This window comes from Martelella mediterranea DSM 17316, assembly GCF_002043005.1.
GTDB lineage: Bacteria > Pseudomonadota > Alphaproteobacteria > Rhizobiales > Rhizobiaceae > Martelella > Martelella mediterranea.
In genome coordinates, this window is record NZ_CP020330.1 from 4,296,598 (window position 1) to 4,322,280 (window position 25,683).

The window sequence follows — 25,683 nt, forward strand, 5'->3', positions numbered from 1 at the left end:
GGCGTAAGCCCTAAAAGCCGAGTTCGCAGAAAGGGTTCACCCCTCTCTGCCCCTGTCGGGGCATCTCTCCCTCAAGGGGAGAGATTATTGGCTGAAAGGCCAGAGAAAGAAGGCGTTCCCCTCACCCGGCGATATAGGACTTGATGTGCTCGGCTTCCTGTTCGACCTCGCGGATGCGGGATTTGACGACGTCGCCGATCGAGATGATCCCGGCGAGACGGCCGTCGACTTCAACGGGAACGTGACGGAAATGGCGCTTGGTCATCACCTCCATCAATTCGTTGACGCTCACACCCTCGTCGCAGCGATAGACGTTTTCGGTCATCTCCGTCGAAACCGGATGGGAAAGACATCCCGCCCCGTGCTTGCTGATCGCGCCGACCAGGTCGCGCTCGGTGAAAATGCCGACAATGCTGTCATTCCTGCCGACGATCACCACGGCGCCGATCCGGTTTTGATGCAGGATCGTCGCGATTTCCGAAATCGACGTATCGCCCTTCGCGGTCACGACCGCGCGGCCCTTCTCGGCAAGTATCATTCTCACGGTAATGGACATCGAAACCTCCTCGTTTCCGGCGCCGACGCGTGTCCGCCTCCGGCCGGCCACGCAAAGTCGAATGGTGCATGAGGTTTCGGGCGATTGCAAGGAAACCGTGACCGGTTCAGAAAACCAGGGTGCGCGGCCGCTTGACGTCGAACAGCGGGAAGGTGAGGAAACCGAACAGAAAACCTCCGATATGGGCCTGCCAGGCGATTTCGCCGGCACTGACGCCGGCAAAGCTGACGCCCACCGCGATCAGCAGATTGCCGGCCAGCCAGACCAGCACGAAGGCGCGGGCGGTGCGATCGCGGAACACATCGGCAATGGCAAGCCGCGGCCCGAGATGCGCCTGCGGCAGGAACCGTCCGCCGGCGAACACGAAGCGGCAGGCCGCCCCCATATAGGCAGAGACCACACCGGACGCGCCGATCAGCACCGTGACCGCGCCCCAATCCGTGGCGGCGAAGAAGAACGCCGAGGCAGCAGCACTCGTCACCCACAGGATCAGGAAACGCACCGCCCCGATGCGCCGGGCGACGGGCGCGCCGAAGATCGCCAGCCAGATGGCGTTGAACACGATATGCGTCCAGCCGCCATGCAGCAGCGAATAGGTAAGCGGCGACCACAGCCATGCCCATCCCTGTTGCGAAAGGCTGTGGGCATAGCGCACCGGCAGGAACCCGAAGTCCTGCCAGATCATCACATTCGTGCGATAGGAGAGCAGGAATTCCTGCACAAGGAAGATCGCGAACAGCAAGGCCAGCGCGCCGATCACCACCGGCGGCAGGTTGATGGCGGGCTCGCGACGCCGTTCATGATCCATCCGGCCGCCGCCCATACGCGGTGTCTGCATGATCGCACTCCTGTTTGCGGGTGTGATATCCGATCGGCCGGGATTTTGAAAGCAGGCGTTGTATATGCGTAGATTCTTAAATAAACCACGCAAATCGCCCGCGGACTTAATGGGATATTAACCCCGATTTGCGCACACTCGCCGACAGCCTAGCAATGTGCTTTCCGGCCCGGTATCATCCGGTCACGGAACCGCCAGCAAACATCAACCGCCAGAATTCGCAAGAGTTTTTCGTATGCAGAGACAGGCAACAAGCCGATTCCCCAAGAGCCGGTTTTCAGCGGCCGCGATCCTTCTCGCGGCTTTCACGATTCTGCTGACCGGGTTTGCCCCAGCGCGCGCCGACAGCAATGACGCCGCCATCGTCATCGACGTCAACACCGGCAAGGTGCTTTACGGCGAAAACCCCGACGCGCCGCGCTATCCGGCCTCGCTGACCAAGATGATGACGCTCTACCTCACCTTCGAGGCGCTGGACGACGGCCGCATCACGCTCGATACCCGGGTCCCTTTCTCCAAGAACGCATCTGCCGAGCCGCCGACCAAGCTCGGCATCGGCGCTGGCAACTCGATCAGCGTCGAGACGGCGATCTATTCGCTGGTGACCCGCTCCGCCAATGACGCGGCGACCGCGCTTGGCGAACTCCTCGGCGGTTCGGAAACCAATTTCGCCAAGATGATGACCAACAAGGCGCACTCGCTGGGCATGACGAAGACGACCTACCGCAATGCACATGGCCTGCCGAACAGCGCGCAGAAGACCACGGCGCGCGACCAGGCCCGCCTCGGCATCGCGCTGCGCCAGCATTTTCCGCAGTACTACAAATATTTCGGCACCCGCAGCTTCAAGTTCGGCAAGACCACGATCGGCAACCACAACCGTCTTCTCGGCAATGTTCAGGGCGTCGACGGCATCAAGACCGGCTACACCAACGCCTCCGGCTTCAACATCGCGACCTCGGCAATTTCCGGCAACCGCTCGATCGTTGCCGTGGTCATGGGCGGCGCGACATCCGCCAGCCGCGACAAGTGGGCGACCCGGCTGATCACCACCTACCTGCCCAAGGCCTCCAATGGCCGCAAGCAGTTCGTGATCGCCCGCACCAGAAGCACCGGCGGCCCGATCGTCGCAGCCGCCATGGTATTCCCGAAGACCGGCCCGATCCCCTATGCACGGCCCACGAGCCAGACCGGCGGTGTCGCGCTCGCCTATGCCAACGACAACACGGCCGCCGCCGCCCCGGCAGTCCTCTCCGGACCGCAGGCCGAGCTGATCGCAAACGTTCCGGTGCCGAGCGCGCGCAGAGCGCCCGACAATGATGACGGTCTGAGCGTCGAGGACATTCTCGAAACCGCCGATGGCGTTGCCGATGCGGTGGGAAGCGCGATCGTGCCGGCCGCGGAGGCTTCGCAGCCCGACACTTCGATCAAGACCGGTTCGGTTCGCGCGTCGCGCGGCTGGGTGGTTCAGGTCGGCACCGCCGCAACGCCCGAGGCCGCCAAGGCGCTTCTCGCCAGCACCAAGGGCAAGGCCGGCGGCGCGCTCGACAGTTCCGAGCCCTTCGCGCTCGCCTACAATACCGGCGGCCAGTCGGTCTACCGCGCCCGCTTCGGCGGCTTCTCCGATCAGGAGGAGGCCGTGCGCGCCTGCCGCGCGCTGAAGCAGAACGGCGTGAGCTGCTGGGCAAGCCTCCAGTAGACGCCATGAATTAACGGCACCTTTCTGCTGTTTACGACAATAAAACGCCGGCCCCGATAACGGGCCGGCGTTTTTCGTAAAGCCTTTTGAAAGGTTTCCGCCTTATTCTCGAGAGTAAGGTTTTGGAAAGCAAGAACAGCGAAAGTTCGAATAGCCGCACCTCGCCCCAACGCGCTCCAAACCCCCGGTAAATCCTTGAGTGTCTTGCGTATGAGGATAGACGTGACCAGGAAACAGCGTTTCGGAATGATGTCAGGCCAATCTCTCCCCCTCGATCGCCGTGGCGGCCTAAACCCGCTGCAGGAAGCCGCCCAGAAGCTCGCCGATTACGCGCGCTTCCAGGGGCGCTACAAGGCCCGCGAACTGGTGGGCCTGTTGTCCAGCCAGAGCGAACGCGCCGCCCGCTCGATCGCCCCCGCCGTGAAGATCCATATCTATATCGCCGGCGAGCCCGAAGGCAGAATGCCCGTCAATCTCAGGCTGCGGTAAAATACAAAAAAAGGCCGCGCCGGGCGCGACCTCTTTTCATGAGTGCAAAGCCAGGAAGGCGGCCCGAAGGCCGCCTTTTGCCATTACATCTTGACGGCGGAGATCTGAACCTCGACGCGGCGGTTCTGGGCGCGGCCTTCCGGCGTCGCATTGGAGGCGACGGGGTTGGACGGGCCGAAGCCGACGGCGGAAATGCGATTGCCGCCCACGCCGGACTGGATCAGGTAGTTCGCCACGCTGTTGGCGCGCTCCTGCGAGAGCCGCTGGTTATATTCGAGCGAGCCGGTCGAATCGGTGTAGCCGTTGACGTTGACCGCGGTGCGGTCATACTTGCGCAGAACGGTCGAAACAGCGTTCAGCGTCGAGTAGAAATTCGGCAGGATCGTGTACTGATCCGTCGGGAAGGTCACATTGCCCGGCATGATCAGCGTCAGCATGTCGCCATTGCGGACCACGGAAACGCCGGTGCCGGCAAGCGCCTGGCGGAATTCACGCTCCTGATTGTCCATATAGGCGCCGATGCCGCCGCCGGCGATTGCGCCGAGCGCGCCGCCGATCGCGGCCCCCTTGGCGTCGCCGCCCACGGCAAGACCCGCCAGCGCGCCAAGCGCGCCGCCGGCGAGCGCGCCGGTTCCGGTGTTGTTGTTGACGGTCTGGCCCGAATACGGGTCGGTCGTCGTGCAGCCGGCAAGAAAGGCAAGGCCTACGGCTGCAATGGTGATCTTCTTCAGCATGGTGTCCCTCAGAGTTGAAAGCTTCGCCAATGTTGAAGCCGTTCCTTTGCGGCAATCATATGGCGTGAATGTGCGGCTTCTCGGGGGCAATCCCACAATCAGCCGCACCTGTTGTCAAGATAGCGCAGCCGCCTCAATTGGCCATGGGCGCCGCGGTCACGGGCGCGGCAGCCGTGGCGGCGGCGGCCGGCGGCGCGATCCGGATTTCGACACGGCGGTTCTGGGCGCGGCCGTCTGCGGTATCGTTGCTCGCTACCGGATCGGCCTTGCCATAACCAACCGGCAGGATGCGCTGCGGGCTGACGCCGCGCTGAATAATGGCGCCGGCGACCGCATTGGCGCGCTGCTGCGACAGTTTCAGGTTATAGGCGTCCGAGCCGGTGGAATCGGTATAGCCGTTCACGTCGATATCGGTGGCACTGTACTTGCGCAGCAGCGCGGCGATGGTATCGAGCGCCGGCGTGAATTCGGGAACGATGTCGTATTTGTCGGTCTCGAAGGTGATCGAGGACGGGAAGACCAGCGCGATGTATTTCGGCGTCCGGATGATCGTCACGCCGGTGTCCTTGAGCTGATCACGGAACGCCTGCTCCTGACTGTCCATGTAAGCCCCCGGATCGGAAACGGAAATATTCGTAACCGACACTTCCTGCGGCGCGACGTCTTCGCCCCCGGTCGAAGAGCATCCGGCAAGCAGCAGCAAGCCTGAAAGAGCAATAGCGATGGTCCTGATCATGGTGTTCCCCTCTGTTCTCGAAATGCCGGTGCTTCCGGCCGGTTTCCATAACAACAGCATGGCGGATGATTCCGCAAGCAGCGCCTGACGATTTCCGCTCATGACCGGGCCAAACGACACCGCAGGATGGCCCAACGTTAATGGTGCCCGAGCAATGTCGCGTCGTGCATTTCGGCGTTCAGGCGACGTTCCTCATCGACCTTCGGCTTGGAGAAGCGGGCGAGGATCAGATAGGCGACCGGGGTGATGTAAAGCGTCACGATGGTGGCGAAGCCGAGCCCGCCGACGATCACCCAGCCGAGCGCGATGCGCGCCTCCGCGCCCGCACCCGAGGCCAGCACCAGCGGGATGCCGCCGAGAACGGTGGAGATCATCGTCATCATCACTGGCCGGAGCCGCAGAAGCGTCGCATGCTCGATCGCGTCGCGCACCCCCTCGCCCCGGTCGCGAAGCTGGTTGGCGAATTCGACGATCAGAATGCCGTTCTTGGCCATCACCCCGATCAGCAGCACAAGGCCGATCTGGGAATAGATGTTGAGGCTGGTGCCCGTCAGCAGCATCGCGATCACCGCGCAGCCGATGCCGAACGGCACGGTCGCCAGAATGATCAGCGCGCTCCAGACGCTTTCGAACTGGGCGGACAGCACCAGGAACACGATGACGATCGCGAAGCCGAACACCATCGTCATTCCCGAGGCGTTCTCATCGAGCGCGGCGGCCTCCGCCTGCGCCTCGACATGGGCGCCGGGGGGCAGAAGCGGTTCCGCGATCTCGACGAGCCGCTGATAGGCCTCGCCCAGCGCAACGCCTTCCCCAAGGCTGGACGAAAGCGAAACCGAAGGCTGCTGGTTCTCGCGCTCCAGCGTCGGCGCGATCGATTTTTCCTCCAGCGTGGCGATGGTGGACAGCGGCACGATGCGGCCATCGCCTGCCTTCAGGAATATATTCCTGAGATCGGTCGGGTCATCGACCTTGCGGGTATCCGAGCGAAGCTGCACGTCATAGGATTGGCCGTCGATGAACACCTCGCCCACCGAGCGTCCATCGAGCAGGGCCCTCAAAGCCTCTGACAGACCGCCGATATCGATGCCGAGATCGGCCGCTCTGCGGCGGTCGAGCGTCAGGGCAAGCTGCGCCTGCGAGGCGTCATTGCTGAGACGCGGAGCGGAAAACATCGGATCGGCCTCCATCGCGGCCACGATCTCGGACGCCGCGACCGCGAGCTTCTCGTGCGTGGACCCCACCAGGGCGACGCTGAGCCCGTTGCCGCCGCCCCTGATATTGAGCGAATTGGGCTGGAAGGCGAAGGCGCGCACGGCCGGAATCTGGCCGGCGGCCATGTTGACATCGCCGGCGATCGCGCTCTGCACCCGTTCCCGCTCGCCCCAGGGGGCGAGCGTCATCACCATAAAGCCGCTATTGGTATTGCTGCCGAAGCCGGAGATCGAGAACACGCTTTCGATCTCGCCGCTGTCGAGCAGCGGCTGCAGGCGCTCTTCCACCTGCTGGATACGGTCGCGCGTATAATCGAGGCTGACGCCCTCCGGCGCCGAGACCCGCATCATCAGCATCGAGCGATCCTCGCTCGGCAGGAGTTCATTGGTGATGTTGGCATAGGCGAGATAGGCGCCGAACATCAGCAACGCACCGAAGGAAAGCACGACCAGCGGCGCGGCAAGCGCAAGGCGCAGCGAATGCGCATAGAAGCGGTTGAAACCATTGCCGAGCCGGGTGGCAAGCCCGGGCCGGGTCTCGGAATGCTGGACCAGGATGCGTGAAGCCAGCATCGGGCACAGCGTCAGCGCCACGAAGGACGACAGCATCACCGCGAAGGCGAGCACGAAGCCGAATTCGCGGAACAGGCCGCCAGCTTGGCCGGGCAGGAACGACAACGGCACGAACACGGCGGCAAGGGTCGCCGTGGTGGTGATCACCGCGAAGAAAACCTGGCGGGTGCCGAGAACGGCTGCCGCGCGCGGGCCCAAGCCGAGCGCGCGCAGGCGCACGATGTTTTCCAGCACCACGATCGCGTCATCGACCACCATGCCGGTGGCAAGCACGATCGCGAGCAGGGTCAGGATATTGATGGAGAAGCCGGCGACATAGATCGCGGCGACCGTGCCGATCAGGGCCACCGGCAGCGTGATCGCCGGAATGATGGTCGCCCGCCAGTCGCGCAGGAACAGGAAGATGATCGCCACCACGATCAGCGCGGCAAGGGTCAGCGAGCGGACCACCTCCTCGATCGAGCCCGAAATGAACACCGCATCGTCGCTCGAAACCCGTATCGTGGTGCCTTCCGGCAGGTTTGGCCGGAGCTCCTCGATGACCCTGTGCACGCCCTCCGATATCTCCAGCGTATTGGACTTGGCCTGACGCACGATGCCGAGACCGATGCCCGGCTGGCCATTATAGCGCAGCGCCGTCGCAGCCGTATCCGGGCCGAAGACGACAGTCGCCACATCGCCGAGGCGGACATTGTCGGCGACCTTCAGATCGGCGAATTCTTCCGGTGTGGTAAGGTCGGCGGTGGCGCGCACGCCGAGCGCCTGGGTGGTGCTGGTGAGCGACCCCGCCGGCACGTCCCACGACATGTCGGAAAGCGCATTGGCGAGATCGGCGACCGTCAGGCCGCGGCTGGCAAGCGCCGCCTGATTGATATCGATGCGGAAGATCTTGTCCCGGTCGCCATAGACCGCGACATCGGCGACGCCGGAAACGGCGGCAAGCCTGTCCTCGATATTGTCCGATACATATTTGGTCAGGTCGTCGATATCGAGCGTGGAGGAGGTGACCGCCAGCCGCAGGATCGGCTGCGCATCGGAATCCGCCTTGACGATGCGCGGCTCGTCGGCGTCGTCCGGCAGTTGCCCCTCGACCCGGCCGACGGCGTCGCGGACGTCCATCGAGGCGACATTGATATCGGTATCCTTGCTGAACTCCAGCGTCACCCGGCTGGAGCCGGTCTGCGATTGCGACGACATCGACTGCAGGCCGGAGACGCGCGCCACCGCGCCTTCGATGACATCGGTGACCTCGCGGTCGACGGTTTCGGGCGAAGCGCCGGAAAAGGTGGTGCGCACGGTGATCACCGGCTGGTCGACATCCGGCAGTTCGCGCACCTCGACGCCGAAATAGGCGGCAAGGCCGGCGACCACGATCAGCGCGTTGAACACCAGCGCCATGATCGGCCGGCGCACGAAGAGCGCGGTGAAGCCATGCTCGGTTGCGTGATCGACAGCGATTTCCTCGATCTCGTCGCGCTTGTCGCCGGTCGGGGTATCCTCGCTCATGACGAAGCCCCCGCATTCGCCTGACGCACCGCGCCGCCCTCGCGCAGGCGCTGGATGCCCTCGATGATCACGGGGTCGCCCGCCTCCAGCGCGGCATCGACCAGCACCACATCCGGGTCGCGCTGGATCACGCGGACCCGGACCTTCTCGGACGCGCCGTCGGCCATACGCCACACGAAGGCGCCTTCCGAATCCCACTGGATCGCCAGCGGATCGACGCCCGGATATTCATCGCCGGGAAACCGCATGGTCACGTCGAAGGACATGCCAGCTCTCAGCGCGTCGCTTTCGTTGTCGATACGCGCGCGCACGGTGAACGTGCGGCTTGCCGGGTCAATCCGGTTGTCGACCGCCTCGACCACGCCGTCAAAGCGCTTCTGGGGCGCTGCGACCAGGCTTGCCTCCACCGGCGTTCCCGGGGTGACGGCGGTTGCGAAGCGCTCCGGAACGTCGAAATCGACGAGGATCGCAGAGCGATCATCGATTGTGACGATCTCCGACGAGGTGGTGACATAGTCGCCGACATTGACGCCGACGATCCCGGCGACGCCCGAAATCGGCGCGACGATCTGCCGGCGGGCGAGATTGAGTTCCGCCGTCTCGAGATCGAGTTGAGCGGATTTCTCGGCGATCTCGGCGTTGTAGACTTCGAGATTGGAAATCGAGGAACTGATCTTGCGATTGATCTCCGCCTGCCGGGCGGCGCTTTCAAGCGCGACCTCCGCCAGGTTGCGCGCCAGAACCTGCTCGCGGTCGTCGAGCCGGACGATGACGTCGCCCTTCTCCACCTTGTCGCCGGAGGATATGCTGATCTCCGTGATCGTGCCGGCCTGCTCGGGCAGCAGCGTCACCGACTGGATCGCAGCCCCGCTGCCGATCGCCGTCAACTGGTCGTTGACCGTGCCGATCGCGACCGGCGCGGTGACGACCTGAACCGCGCCGCCGAAACCGCCGCCGCGGCCGCCTGCCGGGGGCCTGGCCGTGTCGTTATTACCGGCAATGCCCATCGAGGCCATGAGCTCGCGGCCATCGGGAGCAAACCAGAGCCAGGCCGCGGCCCCGACTGCCAGAACGCCGAGACTGACGGCAAGCTGTTGATAAAGACGCATTCATGACCTCGGACTGGCAACTGGGGCGGGATTCCTGTCACCGAAGTATCGTTATCGTTCCCGCCTCCGCAAGTCGCCAGATCAAACCTCACCAAATTGTAATGTTACCTCCGCCTGGCGGTACATAAACGGTGGCCGGCATTGGCTGGGATGTGCTTTTTTTGTTCTCATTTCCCGCGCCGCCTTCACCTTTGGCATGCAAGCCATTAGATTGGCCTCATGAATCAAGGTGACGACAATATTCCGTTTTTCGACGAAGACGATGCGCCGCAGCCCGCAGCGCCCGCCCGCTCCGGCCTTGCCGCACGAGCGATGGCCGCGCGCCGCGCGCCGGATGCGCCCGATTATCTCTCCGGCCTCAACCCCGAGCAGCGCGACGCCGTGGAAACCACCGAGGGGCCGCTTCTGGTGCTTGCGGGTGCGGGCACCGGCAAGACCCGGGTTCTGACCACCCGCATCGCCCATATTCTTGCTTCCGGAAGGGCCTATCCCAGCCAGATTCTTGCCGTGACTTTCACCAACAAGGCCGCGCGCGAGATGAAGGAACGGATCGGCGCGCTGGTGGGCGGCGCGGTCGAGGGCATGCCCTGGCTCGGCACGTTTCACTCGATCGGCGTCAAGCTTCTGCGCCGCCATGCCGAGCTTGCCGGTCTGCGCTCCGACTTCACCATTCTCGATACCGACGACGTGCTCAGGCTGCTCAAGCAGTTGATCCAGGCCGAGGGTCTCGACGACAAGCGCTGGCCGGCGCGGCAGTTCGCCGGCATGATCGACAACTGGAAGAACAAGGGCCTGACGCCGAAGACGATTGCCGAGGGCGACGCCCGTGCCTTTGCCAATGGCCGCGGCCGCGAACTCTATCAGGCCTATCAGGACCGGCTGAAGACGCTCAACGCCTGCGATTTCGGCGATCTTCTGCTGCACCCGATCGAACTGTTCCGTCAGCATCCGGATATCCTGAAGGAATACCACAAGCGCTTCCGCTACATTCTGGTGGACGAGTATCAGGACACCAACACCGCGCAATATATGTGGCTGCGGCTCCTGGCCCAGCGGCCCGCCGGCGACGAAGGTCCGATCAACATCTGCTGCGTGGGCGATGACGACCAGTCGATCTATGGCTGGCGCGGCGCGGAGGTCGACAATATTCTCCGCTTCGAGAAGGATTTCCGGGGCGCCAAGGTGATCCGGCTGGAGCGCAATTACCGCTCGACCGCGCATATTCTGGGGGCCGCCGGCAATCTGATCGCCCATAATGAGGGCCGTCTCGGCAAAACGCTGTTCACCGAACGCACCGATCCCGACGACAGCAAGGTGCAGGTTCACGCCGCCTGGGATTCCGAGGAGGAAGCCCGCGCGATCGGCGAGGAGATCGAGCAGTACCAGAAGCAGGGCGAGGCGCTGAACGACATGGCGATCCTGGTGCGCGCCTCGTTCCAGATGCGCGAATTCGAGGATCGCTTCGTCACGCTCGGGCTCAACTACCGCGTCATCGGCGGCCCGCGCTTTTACGAGCGCCTCGAAATTCGCGACGCCATGGCGTTTTTCCGCCTCACCTGCCAGCCGGCCGACGATCTGGCGCTGGAGCGGATCATCAACACGCCGAAGCGCGGCCTTGGCGATGCCAGCGTGCGCAAGGTCCACGACTATGCCCGCGAGCGCAACATTCCGATGCTGGCGGCCGCCCGCGAGCTGATCGACACTGATGAGCTGAAGCCGAAGCCACGCAAGGCGCTGTTCGACGTCGTCACCCAGTTCGACCGCTGGCAGGACCTGTTGGAAACCACGCCGCATACCGAGCTTGCCGAGCAGATCCTCGACGAGAGCGGCTATACCGAGATGTGGCAGAACGACCGGTCGGCGGAAGCGCCGGGCCGGCTCGAAAACCTGAAGGAGTTGATCCGCTCCATGGAAGGTTTCGAGAGCATGCGCGGCTTTCTCGAACATGTCTCGCTGGTGATGGACACCGAAAACAACGAAGACCTCGATGCCGTCTCGATCATGACACTGCATTCGGCCAAGGGGCTGGAGTTCAAGACCGTGTTCCTGCCCGGTTGGGAGGAAGGCCTGTTTCCGCACCAGCGCGCGCTCGACGAGAGCGGCCGCGCGGGGCTGGAGGAAGAGCGCCGGCTTGCCTATGTCGGCATCACCCGCGCCAAGCGCCACTGCCATATCTGGTTCGTCTCCAACCGCCGAATCCACGGGCTCTGGCAATCGACCATGCCGTCGCGCTTTCTTGATGAACTGCCGGAAGACCATGTCGAGGTCGGCGAGACCGAGGTGTCCTATGGCGGCTACGGCCAGTCGCGCTTCGACCGGGCCGAGCCGTTTTCCAACACCTATGCCACGCCGGGCTGGAAGCGTGCGCAGGGCAACCGCTCCGACGCCACCCGCGACAATTGGGGCACGCGCTCCGGCCACGCGGTGGAGCGGATCGGCTACGGCGAAAGCGGCCCGCGCGGACGCACCATCGAGGGCGAACTGGTGGCGCGCTCCACCGGCGAGGAGGCTTCCGCCTACGCCATCGGCGACCGCGTCTTCCACATGAAGTTCGGCAATGGCAACATCACCTCGATCGAAGGCAACAAGCTGACCATCGATTTCGACAAGGCGGGCCGCAAGCGCGTGCTTGATGGCTTTGTGAAGCCGGTCTGAACGCCGGAAGACGGTAATCGGACTGCCGAAGGGTCCTCCGTCATGCTGCTCTCCGGCTTAACCACTGGCATCCACGTTTCCTTGGGATTTTGGTTCCTTGATGGTCGCTCAGCCACCCACCTGCGTCATCCTCGGGCTTGACCCGAGGATCTAATCACATCAGACGCGAGAAGCGTTGGCGGATTTTTGATGTTATATTTCAATGACTTCATGACGCCGCAGACGCCTGTCGCAGGGTGAGGTGCTTGGATCCTCGGGTCAAGCCTAAAGATGACGCCCGTAAAACAGAGAGACTTGTCAACAAATAGTGCTGTTATCTTCTCCGGCGTACGCTCAGTGCAGCCGGGAACCGTTCGCGACGGGTTTGTCGACACCTGCAAGCACAACCGCGCCGGCGTCATCGGCAAAGCCTAAAGTCAGCACTTCAGAGCGCACCGGGCCGATCTGGCGCGGCGGGAAATTGACGACGGCCATGATCTGGCGGCCCACCAGCGTTTCCGGCGTATAATGCACTGTGATCTGGGCGGAGGATTTCTTGACGCCAATCTCCGGGCCGAAATCGATCTTGAGCCTGTAGGCGGGCTTGCGCGCCTCGGGAAAGTCTTCGGCCTCGACAATGGTGCCGACGCGGATGTCGACCTTCAGGAAATCATCAAAACTAATCTCGTCGCTCAATTCTCCGCCCTCCGATCAGCCGGCAAGCTCCTGCGAACGCTCGCGGGCGGCTTCCAGCGCGCGGTCGAAAACCGGCTGCAGCCCATCCTCGGCCATGAGCTGCTCCAGCGCGGCCGCCGTGGTGCCGCCGGGCGAGGTGACATTCTTGCGCAGAGTGCCCGCATCGTCGTCGGACGCATCAAGCAGCGCGCCCGCGCCGGTCACCGTGCCGCGGGCAAGCCGCATGGCAAGATCGGGATCGAGGCCAAGCTTGCGCCCGGCTTCGGCCATGCATTCGACCAGATAGAAGGCATAGGCCGGACCACTACCGGACACCGCGGTGACGGCATCGATATCGGCTTCCTTCTCCACCCACTCGACTTTACCAACGGCGGCAAGCAGCGTGTCGGCGACTGCCTTGCCCGCCGCGCCGACCTTGTCGTTGCCGAAAGCGCCGATCATGCCGCGGCCGATCATCGCCGGGGTGTTGGGAATGGTGCGCACGATCGGCAGCGCGCCAAGCCGCTCCTCGAAATAGCCGAGCGTCTTGCCGGCGGCGACCGAAATCACCAGCGTGTCGTCATCGATCATTGGCTTGACCGTGTCGAGCACCGCATACATCACCTGCGGCTTGACGGCGAGCACGAGGATCTTCGCCTTGATCGCATCGGAAGCCGCGACCGCGTGGCGGATGCCGCTTTTGTCGAGCAGGCTCTTGATGTTGTTGGATGGGTTGGGATCAATGACCGTGATCGCCTCGCGCCTCAGCCCGCCAGCGACCCAGCCGGACAGCATCGCGCCGCCCATATTACCCGCCCCGACCAGCACCACGCCATCGATGTCTGCCAGTTCCGTCATCTCAGGCCTCTCCGACCGTCTCGAACAGCACCGCCTTCATGGCGTCGTCGGCGGACATGCCGGACCAGACGACGAACTGGAAGGCCTGGAAATAATTCTCACAGGCATCGAGCCCGCTGGACAGCGTGACTTCGACCTGCTGGTTGGTGGGCTCGGCGCCACCGGCCAGAAGCAGGGACTGGCGATAGACCACGACATTTTCATGTGCCCAGAAATCGAAATGCCCCATCAGCACCTGGGAATTCACCCGCGACAACAGCTTGACGACCTCGTTGACCCGATGCTCGGGCACCCGCAGATCGAAGGCGCAGGCCAGATGCAGCGCCTCGTAGTGGCTCATCCACGAGAACGAGACGTGATAGTCCGCCCAGCGGCCGCCGACCGTCATGGCGATCTCATCCTCGCCGGAACGCTCGAACGTCCACTCATTCGTGGCGGCCACGAATTCGATCATATCGACCGGATTGTTCAGTCGTTCGATTTCCAGCAAACCCAGGCTCATAAACCACCTTCTCAGCGCGGGGCCGCCGGTCATCCGTCAATGCGGACCGACACAGGACCTCCTGCCTCAATTTCGAATCATCTATTAAAATCAGTGTATAATGCGATTTCATCTACACCAGCCCCCAACGGCGGCCTTTCACGATCCGAGTCTTTTCGCGGCTCTGAAAATGATTCAGGGCTGACACCTAACCGACTCTGCGACCTGCATTTTTTTGCCATGTCCACAGGCCTGATTTTTTTTGGTGAAATCCGTCTTTGGGCCCGTTTGGAGGTCGGTTTTGGCGCGCGGAAACGAAGAAACCGGGCCGCATGTGCTGACCCGCTTTCAAAATTCGGATTTTCGGAGGGTGGGGGGGGCGGGTTATTTGCCCCCCTTCAGTTTGCTGACAAAGCCTGCCCTATTCTCCGCCGTCATCCTCGGCCTTGTGCCGAGGATCTAAGCACGGATCAACGCGAGGAGCGTCTCGGGAAAAAAGTGACCTCAAACACACTCCCTTCCGGCGCGCCAACGCCGCTCGCGCGGAACGGACGTCATCCTCGGGTCAAGCCCGAGCAACTGTGTGCTTTTCTGTCAAGTTGTTTGTGCATTGAGGATTGGTCTTTGCTCCCGAATGGCTGTGTTGAGGGCGACGAGGAGCTTTCTGGCGATGGCGACGATCGCGGCTTTGGGTGCCTTGCCGCGGCTTCGCAGATGGTCGTAGTCCTGTTTCCACCGGCCGGTTCTGATCGCGGCAAGGGCGGCCATGTAGAGGGCATCGCGCACCCGCTTTCGCCCACCCTGGACATGGCGTTTGCCGCGCATGAGGCCGGATTCACGCGCGATTGGCGCCACGCCGGCCAGGGCGGCGATGGCGCGCCGGTCAACCAGGCCCAGTTCGGGCAGGCTGGCAAGGATTATGGCGGTGCAAACCGGCCCGACGCCTGCGGCCGAACGCAGCAGCGCCGCATCGCGGGCAAGATCGCAGGTCTCTTTGATGGCATTGGCGATCTGCCGCTCAAGCGCGCGGATCTGGACGTCGAGCAAGGCGATCACCGCCTCCAGGCTTTCCGTCACCACCGGATCGGCGACGCCCTTCAGGCGGATACGTTCGGCCTTGCGCATCGCGACCAACTGGTCGCGGCGGCTGTTGAGGCCCTGAAGCTTCAGCCGTTCGGGCGAAACCGGGGCGGTGGCCGGCAGGTCGAGATTGGCGCCGTAAAACGCCAGCATGCGCGCATCCACCGCATCGGTCTTGGCCAGCATGCCGATGGAGCGGGCAAAGTCCCGGGCGCGGCGGGGATTGGCGCGATGGAAGGAAAGCTCCGCCTTCTCAAGCGCCCGCACCAATGGCTGGTCCCACGGGGCGGTGGCTTCCAGCACCACGAAAGCCCGGTGTTCGAGCGCAAGGCCGATCAGGGCGGCGATGCCCGCCGGATCGTTGGAAAAGCTGCACGACCTGGCAGCCGGGTGAAGATAAACATCGAGACGCTGACCGGAGACATCGCAACCGATCGTGTTTTGTGGCAAGGTCATGATCCCATCCTTGTCCTACGGGCTCGGCGCGCCAACGCCGGCCCCGGCAACTGTTCGGGGTGGTTGACGAAAGGCGGGCGGCGTTTCCAGCTCGGGCACGGTCGCATAACGACCAAGGATGACACGAAACACCGTCCGCCAATCAGACTGCCGCGTTCACGGCAGACGTCAACAGACAAGGATGACGTCCGTAAAAAGGATAGGTCTGTCAATATTTTAGACGCAGATCAGCCGCCCGCCTTTTCACTGAGCTTCGCCTCGAGCGCGTCGATGCGGGCGCGCAGCGCGTCGTTCTCGTCGCGGGCCTTGATCGCCATGTCGCGCACGGCGTCAAACTCCTCGCGTTTGACGACGTCCATGCTGTTCAGCCAGCGCTCGACCTGGGCCTTGACCCCGGTTTCGAAATCCTTGCCGGCGCTTTGCACCGAGCCCGCCGCATCGGTCATCAGCTTTGCCAGATCGTCGAGAATGCGGGTGGTGCCGGAACTCATGTCGCTGTCTCCTTGGTCGGCCGGGCGCTGTGCCGGCTGCTCTTTGCCTTGAATTAGTGCCGGTTCGGGAAGCACGCAAGGCCGCCGACCGATAATCTGCGATAACAGGCAGCGCCTGCCGCAATTCGGCCGGCTTGACCGGGCCCCGTTATGCCGCCATCTTCGCGCCCGATCATAGAGGAAACCCCGCCTTGCTGCCAGATCATATCAAACTTGCTGCCATCCCCTACCCCGCCATCGACCCGATCGCGCTCAGGCTCGGCCCGCTGCAGATCCACTGGTACGGACTTGCCTATGTGGCCGGCATCCTGCTCGGCTGGCTCTATGCCCGCTGGCTGCTGAAGAAGGACAGGCTGTGGCCGGCAAACCAACCGCCAATGGCGGTTGCGCGGCTGGATGACTTCGTCACCTGGTCGGTGATCGGCATCGTGGTCGGCGGACGGCTCGGCTACATGCTGTTTTACGCGCCGGGCGCTTTCCTCGCCAACCCACTGACGATATTCAAGATTTGGGACGGCGGTATGTCGTTTCACGGCGGGCTGATCGGCATGATCGTGGTGATGATCATCTTCTCGAGGCGGCACGGCATTCGCGTCTGGTCGCTGCTGGATCTGATCGCGACGGTCGCGCCGATCGGGCTGTTTTTCGGCCGAATCGCCAATTTCATCAATGCCGAATTGTGGGGCCGCCCCTCCGATGTGCCCTGGGCTATGGTGTTTCCGGGCGCGGGCGACCTGCCGCGCCATCCGAGCCAGCTTTACGAGGCCGGGCTGGAGGGGATCGTCATCCTTATCGTGCTGTTCGTCATCACCCGGTTCTTCGGCGCGCTGAAGCGGCCGGGGCTGACCGGCAGCATCTTCATCTGCCTTTATGCGCTGTCACGTATCTTCGTGGAATTCTTCCGCGAGCCCGACCCGCAACTCGGCTATCTCTTCGGCGGCTGGCTGACCATGGGCATGGTGCTGTCGCTGCCGATGCTCGCCGTCGGACTCTGGGGCATATGGTATTCCGGCCGCATGGCAAGACGGAGCCCGGCACCGTGACGACGCCGCTGCTGCCGAAAATCCGGGCGATGATCGAAGCCGACGGGCCAATGCCGGTTTCGACCTATTTCTCGCTCTGCCTTGCCGATCCCGAGCACGGCTATTACCGGACCCGCGATCCGCTTGGCGCCAAGGGCGATTTCACCACCGCCCCGGAAATTTCGCAGCTCTTCGGCGAGTTGGTCGGCGTCTTCCTGATTTCCGCATGGCAGGCCCATGGCAGCCCGGTGGAAACGAGGCTGATCGAGGGCGGCCCCGGTCGCGGCACGATGATGGCCGATATCCTGAAGACCATCGCCGCCCTCGCGCCCTCGATGTATAGCGGCCTTTCGGTGACGCTGATGGAAACCAGCCCGGCGCTGCGCGCCCGGCAGAAGGAAACGCTTGCGCCCCATGCCGACCGGCTTTCCTGGGTGGACCAGTTGGCCGACGCGCCCGAAGGCTTCACACTCTTCGTCGCCAACGAACTGTTCGACGCGCTGCCGACCCGGCAATTCGTCAAATCCGGCGCGCATTTCTTCGAACGGGTCGTGACGCTGGACGAGGATGGCGCGCTTACCTTCTCCCTGTCCCCGGCCCGGCTTGAACCGGCAAGTCTTCCGGAGGGCTGGCAAGGCGCGAAGGAAGGCGCGATCTTCGAATACGCGCCCGCCCGCGAGGCGCTGATGGCGGAGATCGCGGCCCGGCTGATCCGCCATGGCGGCAGCGCGCTGATCATCGATTACGGCCATCTCGAAAGCGGTTTCGGGGACACGCTTCAAGCGCTGCGCGATCATCGCTTCGATCCGCCGCTCACCCATCCCGGCGAGGCGGATCTGACCAGCCATGTGGACTTCGCGGCCCTTGCCGCATCCGCCCGCGCGGAAGGCGCGCATGTCCATCCGCCAATGACGCAGGGCGATTTTCTGGCAGCCCTCGGGCTCGGTCCCCGCGCCTCCGCGCTCGGCCGCGGCAAGGACCAGGAAACCCAGGGCAAAATCGTCGCAGCCGTCCGCAGACTTGCCGGCGATGGCCCAGAGGAGATGGGCGATCTGTTCAAGGTTCTGGCGGTCTCGTCCGGGCCGGTCCAGCTCGCCCCCTTCGATGGCGCGGATTGACAAACCCGCCTCGACCGCCTCAACATTTAACAACGAAACACCGGAAACACGCCATGCTGGACACCGCCATTCGCGATGCGCTCTCGCCGCTGCAAAGCCCGCTCTTCGAGGAACGGCTTGCCGGCACGGATATCCGCTACGGCTTCTTCACCCGCCGAGGCGGCGTCTCCACGGGGCTCTACGACAGCCTCAATTGCGGCATCGGCTCCGATGACCGCCCTGAGGCGGTTGCCGAAAACCGCGCCCGGGTCGCGGGATGGTTCGACGCGGATGCCGACCGGTTGATGACGCTCTACCAGTGCCATTCCGCCGATGCGATCGCGGTTTCCGGCCCGCATGAAGGCGAACGCCCGCAGGCAGACGGCATGGCGAGCGCGACGCCGGGCCTCGTGCTCGGCGTGTTGACCGCCGATTGCGGGCCGCTGCTGTTCGCCGATCCCGAAAACGAAATCATCGCCGCCGCCCATGCCGGCTGGCGCGGGGCGTTCAGCGGTATCATCGAGGCGACGATCGAGAAAATGGTGGCGCTCGGCGCGCGCCGTCGCTCGATCATCGCAGCACTCGGGCCCACGATCGGGCCCGAGAATTACGAGGTAGGGCCGGAATTCGTGGAGCGTTTCACCGCCGCCGATCCGGCCTTCAGGGCCCTGTTCCGGCCCTCGCCATCCGATGGCCACGCATTTTTCGACCTGCCCGGCTTTATCGGCCTCAGGCTTGACCGGGCGGATATCGAGCACGACATCATCCGTCATTGCACCTATCAGGACGAGGAAGGTTTTTATTCCTATCGTCGCGGCACCCATCGGGGTGAAAAGGATTATGGCCGCCAGATCTCGGCCATTTCCATTCTTTGAGCATTTCACATATCAATGCGTGCCTGCACGCTTGGGGAGACTGACATGGCGCTTGCTTTTGAACCTGAAGAATATGCCGAGCGATTGTCGCGGCTGAAAGCCGCGATGGCCGAGAAGAAACTGGACGCGGTGCTGCTGTTCGCGCAGGAAAGCATGTACTGGCTGACCGGCTATGACACATTCGGCTTCGTGTTTTTCCAGTGCCTCGTGGTGACCGCGGATGGCCGCACGGCGCTGCTGACGCGCTCGGCCGATGTGCGCCAGGCCCGCCAGACCTCCAATATTTCCGAGATCCGCATCTGGGTCGATCGCGGCCAGACCGATCCGAGCCGCGACCTGAAGGAGATGCTTTCCGACATGGATCTGCTCGGCTGCCGGATCGGCGTCGAATACGACACCCATGGCATGACCGGGCGCTCGGCCCATTTCCTTGACGGACAGCTCAGTTCCTTCGGCCAGCTTCAGGACGCCTCCTATCTCGTCAGCAATCTCCGGCTCATCAAGTCGGAAGCGGAGATCGCCTGCATCGAAAAGGCCGCCACGCTCTGCGACGATGCCTTCGACGCCGCCCTGCCGCTGATCCGGCCGGGCGTGGACGAGGCCGAGATTCTTGCCGCCATGCAGGGCACGGTGCTGTCCGGCGGCGGCGATTACCCCGCCAACAACTTCATCGTCGGCTCCGGCGAAAGCGCGCTTCTGTGCCGCGCCAAATCCGGTCGCCGCAAGCTTGACGCCAACGACCAGTTGACGCTCGAATGGGCCGGCGTCTGGTCGCATTACCACGTCGCCGCCATGCGCACCGTGGTCATCGGCGAACCGACGGAGCGCCACCAGTCGCTGTTCCGCGCAGCGACGGCGACCCTGTCGGCGATCGAGGAAATCCTGAGGCCCGGCCATACCTTCGGCGATATCTTCGACAAGCATGCCGAGATCATGGATGCGCGCGGGTTGTCGCGCCACCGCCTGAATGCCTGCGGCTATTCGCTCGGCGCGCGATTCGCGCCGTCATGGATGGAGCACCAGATGTTCCACACCGGCAACCCGCACCCGATCCTGCCGTCGATGTCGCTGTTCGTGCACGTGATCATCATGGATTCCGACAGCGGCACGGCGATGACGCTGGGGCGCACCTACCTGACCGGCGAGGACGAACCCCGGCCGCTGTCGCGCCTCGGCCTGGACCTTTACACAAAATAAAGGATGATCGCCGCACGCGTTTGACATTGCCCCCTTCGCTTCGGAAAATTGCGGCCGTATTTCCGCTTCATCCGTGACCCGGAAATGCGCAATCTTCTGATTTTTCTGGCGTCCGGGCCGGTTTTTCCGGACGCCTCCGGCGTTTTCCGGGAAGGGCAAGGCATATGGCGCGTGCGGCGAGCCTTCTACTCATCACCGGCCTGCTTGCGGCCTGCTCGACGGCCGACGTTCTGACGGTGGATGCGACGCCGCCCGAGACCGTTGGCAGCGCCCCCGCCCAGTATAATCCGCCTGCTGTTGCCGCCGCGCCGGCGGAGAACGTCGCCCGCCAGAGCCTCGCGCCGCCATCGGGCGCTCCGCAGCAGACCTATAGCACTTCGCCGCAAACGAGCTATCCGGCAACCGCTTCCAGCGCACCGCGCTATGACGCGACGCCGGGCGTGGGGCGCCCGCCAAGCACTTTCGGCGCGCAGCTGGCAAACCTCGCCCCGGCCGAACCTGCCTATACCCCGCCGCCGCAACAGACCGTGGCCGCGCCCGCGCCGCAGACGACCGCGACTGCGGCAGCCCAGCCCGCCCCGGCTGCCCAACCTCCGGCGGCAAGCGCGCCCGCCGCCACAGCAGCCGCGCCGAGCGCTTCGATCGCCGCTGCCGACACGCTCCGCTTCCTGCCGATCATCGGCGCGCCGTCCGACAAGCTGCAGCCGCTCTCCGCTCGGCTCGGCGAAAGCGCGCGGGCGGCAGGCCTTTCGATTGTCGCCATGGACGACGACAAGGCCGATCTCAGCCTCAAGGGCTATTTCTCCGCCGTCGACCAGGAGGGCGTGGTCTCCGTGATCTATGTCTGGGACGTGATCGGCGCCAATGGCGTGCGTCTGCACCGCATCCAGGACCGGCAAGCCTCCGAGACCGGCGGCTTTACCGGCTCCGACCCCTGGGCCGGCGTCAGCGCCGATATGATGGCGGCGATCGGCCAGAAGTCGATCGGCTCGCTTCTTGCCTGGCTCGATACGCAGGGTTGACCCGCCCGCGCACAGGGCCCGCGCATGTTCCTGTCATAAAAAATTCGGAAAAGCCCAGGGACAGCTTGACTGCGGCCTTGCTTTCGCGTTGATCCGCGTTAAAAAGCGACAGTCAGATTGAACGGGCGAGATGATATGAAAGTTTTCGCGGGCAATTCCAACCGACAACTTGCCGAAGCGATTTGCAATTATCTCAATGTGCCCCTTGGCAAAGCCAGCGTCAGACGCTTCGCCGACCAGGAAATCTTCGTTGAAATTCAGGAAAATGTGCGCGGCGAGGACGTTTTCGTCGTCCAGTCGACCTCGTTTCCCACGAACGACCACCTGATGGAACTGCTGATCATGATCGATGCGTTCCGCCGGTCCTCCGCGCGCCGCATCACCGCGGTCCTTCCCTATTTCGGTTATGCCCGTCAGGACCGCAAGCCCGGTCCGCGCACCCCGATCTCGGCCAAGCTGGTCGCCAATCTGATCACCCAGGCCGGCGCCAACCGGGTGCTGACCCTCGATCTTCATGCCGGACAGATCCAGGGCTTTTTCGATATTCCGACCGATAATCTCTACGCGTTGCCGATCCTCGCGCGCGACATCAAGGCGCGGCGCAATCTCGACAATGTCATGGTGGTCTCGCCGGATGTCGGCGGCGTGGTGCGCGCCCGCGCGCTTGCCAAGCGGCTCGACTGTCTGCTCGCCATCGTCGACAAGCGTCGCGAGCGGCCCGGCGAATCGGAGGTGATGAACATCATCGGCGAGGTCGAGGGCAAGGAGTGCATCCTGATCGACGACATCATCGATTCGGGCGGCACGCTGGTCAATGCCGCAAGCGCGCTGCTTGCCAATGGCGCCCTGTCGGTCACCGCCTATATCACCCACGGCGTGCTGTCCGGCACCGCCGTCGACCGGATCACCGCCTCGAGCCTCGAGGAACTGGTGATCACCGATTCGATCCAGCCGCGCGGCGACATGGTCGCCTCCTCCAAGGTCCGCGTGATTTCGACGGCCGCCCTGATCGGCGAGGCGATCAACCGCACCAGCCACGAATCATCGGTTTCGAGCCTGTTCGACTAGAACAGCTCCGTTTTCACGGCAGCGCATACCCTTAATCAGGGACATTCGGTCCTCTTCATCGGACGTTCAGGCTCCAGTTCCGCGGCCTGGAACATTCCGCATGGAAGCACTGGACCGTATTCAAACGCATATTCCGCAATCCCGCCATTTATCAATTTTAAATTAGTTTCGCCTCATACTGCGGTTCCGTTCAGGTTGTTCTCACCAAACCAATTTCAATATATCGGTTCGTTGCGAAGGAGGCTGTCATATATTCCGCATGCAGACAACGGACGTGCGTTCGCGGCTTCGCTCAGCTGGCATTGCTCGCTATTGTGTTATTTGCCTCCCCTCTCCATGCCAGACCCCGCCCCTTCGCGTTCCCGCCCGCCATCGATGAGAGCCCGATGGCCATGTTCGTCGTCGACCCTTCGACCGGCTCGTTTCTCGCCTCCAACCGGGCGGCGCAGGCGCTTTACGGCTGGTCGCGGGAAGAGTTCCAGGCGCTTTCCGTTTCCGACCTGAACCAGATGCAGCAGTCGAAGGTTGCCGACGACCTCGACCAGGCCGTGCAGTTGCAGAGAAATTATTTCGAGTTCAGCCAGCGCCTGAAGGATGGCGAACTGCGCGAAATCAGCATGTTCAGCTGGCCGATTACCGAGCAAGGCGAAACGGTGCTGATGTCCGTGGTGCTTGAAAGCCGGGATGCCGGCCGGACCTATGCCATCATCGACTTCAATCGGATGAACCTCGCCTTCATCTTTGTTCTCGGCATACTGGTGGCGACGGTTCTGCTGCTGATCTTCATCACATTTCGGCGGCGCAGATTGGTGCGGGAGCTTGGCCGACAGCACCTGCTTTTGCGCGTGATGATGGACGCGATACCGGATCAGATCTATTTCAGGCGTCCCGACCGCCAGATCGTGGCCTGCAACCAGGCGGCGGCCGAATTTCTCGGCATGCCGGTGGAAATGATCGTCGGCAAGAGCGACCGGGAGTTGTTCGGGCAGAGCGAGGACAGCCTGTTGCGGCAGCAGGTCTTCGGCGCGATCGATGAGCGCGACCACCAAGTCGTCCAGGGCGAAGTCACAAGTCCGACGGGCAAGAAACACACGCTTGAAATGTTCCGCGCGCCCGTGATCGACCCCAGCGGCAAGCCCTTCGGCACCGTCAGCATCTGGCGCGACATCACGGACCGTCGGCGCAACGAAGAGCGGATCGAGGCGCTCGCATTCTATGACCCGTTGACCAAGCTTGCCAATCGCGCCAGGGCGCAGGAAGTCTTGCTGGACCTGCTCGCCGCGCATCGACATGCCAAGCAGCATATGGCGCTCGCGATCTTCGACCTCGACAATTTCGCCGCGGTGAACTCGATCTTCGGCCACAATATCGGCGATGCGCTGCTGCGGGCGACCGGGCGGCGGTTGAGCAACACGATCGAGGCCGGCAGCTTCGCCGCGCGGCTTTCGAGCGACGAGTTTCTGGTGCTGCTGACGGAACTGGGCGACGACCGGACGACGGCGCTGCAGACCGCGCAGGAACGGATCGACAGGCTGCACGAGAAACTATCCCAGAAGGCCTTCGTCAACAGCCATCACATCACGCCCAGCACCTGCGTCGGCGCCGTGCTTGTGGGCCCGGACGCCGAAAGCGCCAACGACGAGTTGCGCCGCGCGGATCTTGCCATGCACAACGCCAAGGCGAAGGGACGCGGCAGCGTAAGCTGGTTCCATGACGACATGGTCGACCAGCTGGTATCGCGTTTCGACCTGGAAACCGCGCTGGAACGGGCGCTGCAGACCAACGGCTTCAGCATCTACCTACAGCCGATCATCAACCGCAATGCCTCGGGTCGTCACTTCGAGGCGCTGTTGCGGCTCGACCATCCCGAGCGCGGCGTCATCAGTCCGGGCGATTTCATCGATGTCGCCGAGAGCACCGGCCTTATCGTGCCGATCGGCGCCTGGGTTCTGGAGGAAGCCTGCAAGATGTTGAGCGAATATCCAGACCTGCATCTTTCGGTCAACGTCTCGGTGCAGCAGTTCCTGCAGGAGGATTTCGTCGATCAGTTGACCGCGCTGCTGGAACGCTACGACTTCGCCCCCAACCATCTCACGCTGGAGATGACCGAAAGCCTGATGATCGCCAATTTCGAGATCACCCTGTCCCAGTTGATGGCGATCCGCGACCTGAAGATCCGCCTCTCGATCGACGATTTCGGAACCGGCTACTCCGCCTTGCTTTACCTCAAGCAACTGCCACTCGACGAATTGAAGATCGACCAATCCTTCATCTCCGGCGTACCGCATGACAGCAACGACACATCGCTGGTCGAGCTGATCATCACCACGGCGCACCATCTCGGCCTCGTGATCGTGGCGGAAGGCGTGGAAACCCCCGAACAGGAGGAATGGCTGCGCAGACATGGCTGCGAGAGCCTGCAGGGCTTTCTGTTCAGCCGGCCGCAGCCAATCAAGCATTATCTGCCATCTTTCCATTGAGTGCCATTCCATGGCAGGCTGGCGGAAATGTTCTTTTGGTCCGTGCGCCCGGACGGAAAGCCGGCGTCCACTGGACGCTCTTTGAATGAGGTGAGAGATGAAAGCGCTGCTGCTGGTCGATATCCAGAATGGCTTCTGCCCGGGCGGCAATCTTGCCGTCGCCGATGGCGATGCCGTGGTGCCGGTTGCCAACCGGCTGATCGAAAACGGCGGCTACGGCCTGATCGTCGCCTCGCAGGACTGGCATCCGCCCGGCCACGGATCGTTCGCCTCGTCCCACCCCGGCAAGCAGCCCTTCGAGATGGGCGAGCTTTCGGGCAAGCCGCAGGTCATGTGGCCCGATCACTGCGTCCAGAATACGCCCGACGCCGATTTCCACCCCGAGCTGAACGTTGCCGCAATCGATCATGTCCAGCGCAAGGGTGAAAATCCCGACGTCGATTCCTATTCGGCCTTCCGCGACAATGATCGCAACGCCGTGACCGGGCTCGATGCCTATCTGCGGCACAAATCGGTCGGAACGCTCGATATTCTCGGCCTGGCGACGGATTACTGCGTCCGATTCTCGGCGCTCGACGCCGTTGCCATGCTGCCAGGCGTCAGGGTTCGCCTGATCGAGGACGGGTGCCGCGGGATCGATGCCGAGGGCGTCAGCGACGCGATTCGCGAGATGCGCGACGCCGGCGTCGAGATCATCGACAGCGATGCCGCCATCGCCGGCTGAGAATTCCTTAATCCACCCATCAACCGAACTGATTTGTGTTGCCGGCCTCAACCGGCTAAGCCCTGAGAA

Annotated in this window: 22 protein-coding genes; 11 read left to right on the top strand and 11 right to left on the bottom strand. The window is 63.3% G+C overall.

Going from position 1 to position 25,683, the window contains the following annotated elements; genetic code table 11:
* Positions 1 to 121 precede the first annotated feature (121 nt).
* Both Mame_RS20110 and Mame_RS20115 read right to left on the bottom strand, forming a co-directional pair.
* A complete protein-coding gene (locus tag Mame_RS20110) occupies positions 122 to 556 on the bottom strand; it encodes a CBS domain-containing protein (RefSeq protein WP_026173990.1) in 435 nt (144 codons plus the stop codon).
* 106 nt (positions 557 to 662) lie between these two features.
* On the bottom strand, positions 663 to 1,394 hold the full coding sequence (locus Mame_RS20115) for a rhomboid family intramembrane serine protease (RefSeq protein ID WP_051085194.1): 732 nt from the start codon (positions 1,392 to 1,394) through the stop codon (positions 663 to 665).
* Positions 1,395 to 1,629: 235 nt separating this feature from the next.
* Between Mame_RS20115 and Mame_RS20120 the strand changes: the two genes are divergently transcribed.
* A complete protein-coding gene (locus tag Mame_RS20120; protein WP_018067772.1) occupies positions 1,630 to 3,093 on the top strand; it encodes a D-alanyl-D-alanine carboxypeptidase in 1,464 nt (487 codons plus the stop codon).
* 222 nt (positions 3,094 to 3,315) lie between these two features.
* Positions 3,316 to 3,582 carry a hypothetical protein gene (locus Mame_RS20125; RefSeq protein ID WP_155122156.1) on the top strand — a complete coding sequence of 89 codons (267 nt, stop codon included), beginning with the start codon at positions 3,316 to 3,318 and terminating at the stop codon, positions 3,580 to 3,582.
* Between the two features lie 83 nt (positions 3,583 to 3,665).
* On the opposite strand, the gene Mame_RS20130 is transcribed toward Mame_RS20125, so the two are convergent.
* The 4 genes from Mame_RS20130 to Mame_RS20145 all read right to left on the bottom strand — a co-directional run bounded on the left by Mame_RS20130 (position 3,666) and on the right by Mame_RS20145 (position 9,454).
* On the bottom strand, positions 3,666 to 4,316 hold the full coding sequence (locus Mame_RS20130) for a YiaD family glycine zipper/OmpA-like lipoprotein (protein ID WP_018067770.1): 651 nt from the start codon (positions 4,314 to 4,316) through the stop codon (positions 3,666 to 3,668).
* Between the two features lie 133 nt (positions 4,317 to 4,449).
* Positions 4,450 to 5,052, bottom strand: coding sequence for a YiaD family glycine zipper/OmpA-like lipoprotein (locus tag Mame_RS20135; RefSeq protein WP_018067769.1), 603 nt, complete (start codon positions 5,050 to 5,052; stop codon positions 4,450 to 4,452).
* A 137-nt stretch (positions 5,053 to 5,189) separates the two neighbouring features.
* Complete coding sequence (locus Mame_RS20140; RefSeq protein WP_018067767.1) at positions 5,190 to 8,345, bottom strand: efflux RND transporter permease subunit; 3,156 nt, start codon at positions 8,343 to 8,345, stop codon at positions 5,190 to 5,192.
* Positions 8,342 to 9,454 carry an efflux RND transporter periplasmic adaptor subunit gene (locus tag Mame_RS20145; RefSeq protein WP_018067766.1) on the bottom strand — a complete coding sequence of 371 codons (1,113 nt, stop codon included), beginning with the start codon at positions 9,452 to 9,454 and terminating at the stop codon, positions 8,342 to 8,344. Before Mame_RS20145 ends, Mame_RS20140 begins: the two co-directional genes overlap by 4 nt.
* 219 nt (positions 9,455 to 9,673) lie before the next feature.
* Between Mame_RS20145 and Mame_RS20150 the strand changes: the two genes are divergently transcribed.
* On the top strand, positions 9,674 to 12,109 hold the full coding sequence (locus tag Mame_RS20150) for an ATP-dependent helicase (RefSeq protein ID WP_018067765.1): 2,436 nt from the start codon (positions 9,674 to 9,676) through the stop codon (positions 12,107 to 12,109).
* Between the two features lie 333 nt (positions 12,110 to 12,442).
* Here Mame_RS20150 and Mame_RS20155 read toward each other — a convergent pair whose 3' ends face one another.
* The 5 genes from Mame_RS20155 to Mame_RS20175 all read right to left on the bottom strand — a co-directional run bounded on the left by Mame_RS20155 (position 12,443) and on the right by Mame_RS20175 (position 16,129).
* Positions 12,443 to 12,784 carry a tRNA-binding protein gene (locus tag Mame_RS20155; RefSeq protein WP_018067764.1) on the bottom strand — a complete coding sequence of 114 codons (342 nt, stop codon included), beginning with the start codon at positions 12,782 to 12,784 and terminating at the stop codon, positions 12,443 to 12,445.
* A 15-nt stretch (positions 12,785 to 12,799) separates the two neighbouring features.
* Positions 12,800 to 13,621, bottom strand: coding sequence for a pyrroline-5-carboxylate reductase (gene proC / locus Mame_RS20160; protein ID WP_018067763.1), 822 nt, complete (start codon positions 13,619 to 13,621; stop codon positions 12,800 to 12,802).
* A 1-nt stretch (position 13,622) separates the two neighbouring features.
* Complete coding sequence (locus tag Mame_RS20165) at positions 13,623 to 14,123, bottom strand: type III secretion system chaperone family protein (RefSeq protein WP_018067762.1); 501 nt, start codon at positions 14,121 to 14,123, stop codon at positions 13,623 to 13,625.
* A 573-nt stretch (positions 14,124 to 14,696) separates the two neighbouring features.
* Positions 14,697 to 15,638, bottom strand: a complete 942-nt coding sequence (locus Mame_RS20170) for an IS110 family RNA-guided transposase (protein WP_079920942.1) — start codon at positions 15,636 to 15,638, stop codon at positions 14,697 to 14,699.
* A gap of 227 nt (positions 15,639 to 15,865) precedes the next feature.
* On the bottom strand, positions 15,866 to 16,129 hold the full coding sequence (locus Mame_RS20175; protein WP_018066721.1) for an accessory factor UbiK family protein: 264 nt from the start codon (positions 16,127 to 16,129) through the stop codon (positions 15,866 to 15,868).
* A gap of 191 nt (positions 16,130 to 16,320) precedes the next feature.
* Here Mame_RS20175 and lgt point away from each other — a divergent pair, with 191 nt between their 5' ends.
* The 8 genes from lgt (at position 16,321) to pncA (ending at position 25,614) form a co-directional block, all read left to right on the top strand.
* Positions 16,321 to 17,172: a prolipoprotein diacylglyceryl transferase gene (gene lgt, locus Mame_RS20180; RefSeq protein WP_018066722.1), complete on the top strand. Its 852-nt coding sequence runs from the start codon at positions 16,321 to 16,323 to the stop codon at positions 17,170 to 17,172.
* The gene (locus Mame_RS20185; RefSeq protein ID WP_026173813.1) at positions 17,169 to 18,269 is read left to right on the top strand and encodes a class I SAM-dependent methyltransferase; all 1,101 of its coding nucleotides are present in this window, start codon (positions 17,169 to 17,171) and stop codon (positions 18,267 to 18,269) included. Before lgt ends, Mame_RS20185 begins: the two co-directional genes overlap by 4 nt.
* 53 nt (positions 18,270 to 18,322) lie before the next feature.
* Positions 18,323 to 19,123, top strand: coding sequence for a peptidoglycan editing factor PgeF (gene pgeF / locus Mame_RS20190; RefSeq protein WP_018066724.1), 801 nt, complete (start codon positions 18,323 to 18,325; stop codon positions 19,121 to 19,123).
* A 45-nt stretch (positions 19,124 to 19,168) separates the two neighbouring features.
* A complete protein-coding gene (locus Mame_RS20195) occupies positions 19,169 to 20,320 on the top strand; it encodes a M24 family metallopeptidase (RefSeq protein WP_018066725.1) in 1,152 nt (383 codons plus the stop codon).
* Positions 20,321 to 20,484: 164 nt separating this feature from the next.
* Positions 20,485 to 21,342: a hypothetical protein gene (locus Mame_RS20200; RefSeq protein WP_018066726.1), complete on the top strand. Its 858-nt coding sequence runs from the start codon at positions 20,485 to 20,487 to the stop codon at positions 21,340 to 21,342.
* Between the two features lie 135 nt (positions 21,343 to 21,477).
* Complete coding sequence (locus Mame_RS20205) at positions 21,478 to 22,410, top strand: ribose-phosphate pyrophosphokinase (RefSeq protein WP_018066727.1); 933 nt, start codon at positions 21,478 to 21,480, stop codon at positions 22,408 to 22,410.
* A gap of 386 nt (positions 22,411 to 22,796) precedes the next feature.
* Positions 22,797 to 24,890 (top strand): sensor domain-containing protein, encoded by a 2,094-nt coding sequence (locus Mame_RS20210; RefSeq protein WP_018066728.1) that lies wholly within the window; start codon positions 22,797 to 22,799, stop codon positions 24,888 to 24,890.
* A 97-nt stretch (positions 24,891 to 24,987) separates the two neighbouring features.
* A complete protein-coding gene (pncA, locus tag Mame_RS20215; RefSeq protein WP_018066729.1) occupies positions 24,988 to 25,614 on the top strand; it encodes a bifunctional nicotinamidase/pyrazinamidase in 627 nt (208 codons plus the stop codon).
* Positions 25,615 to 25,683 lie beyond the last annotated feature (69 nt).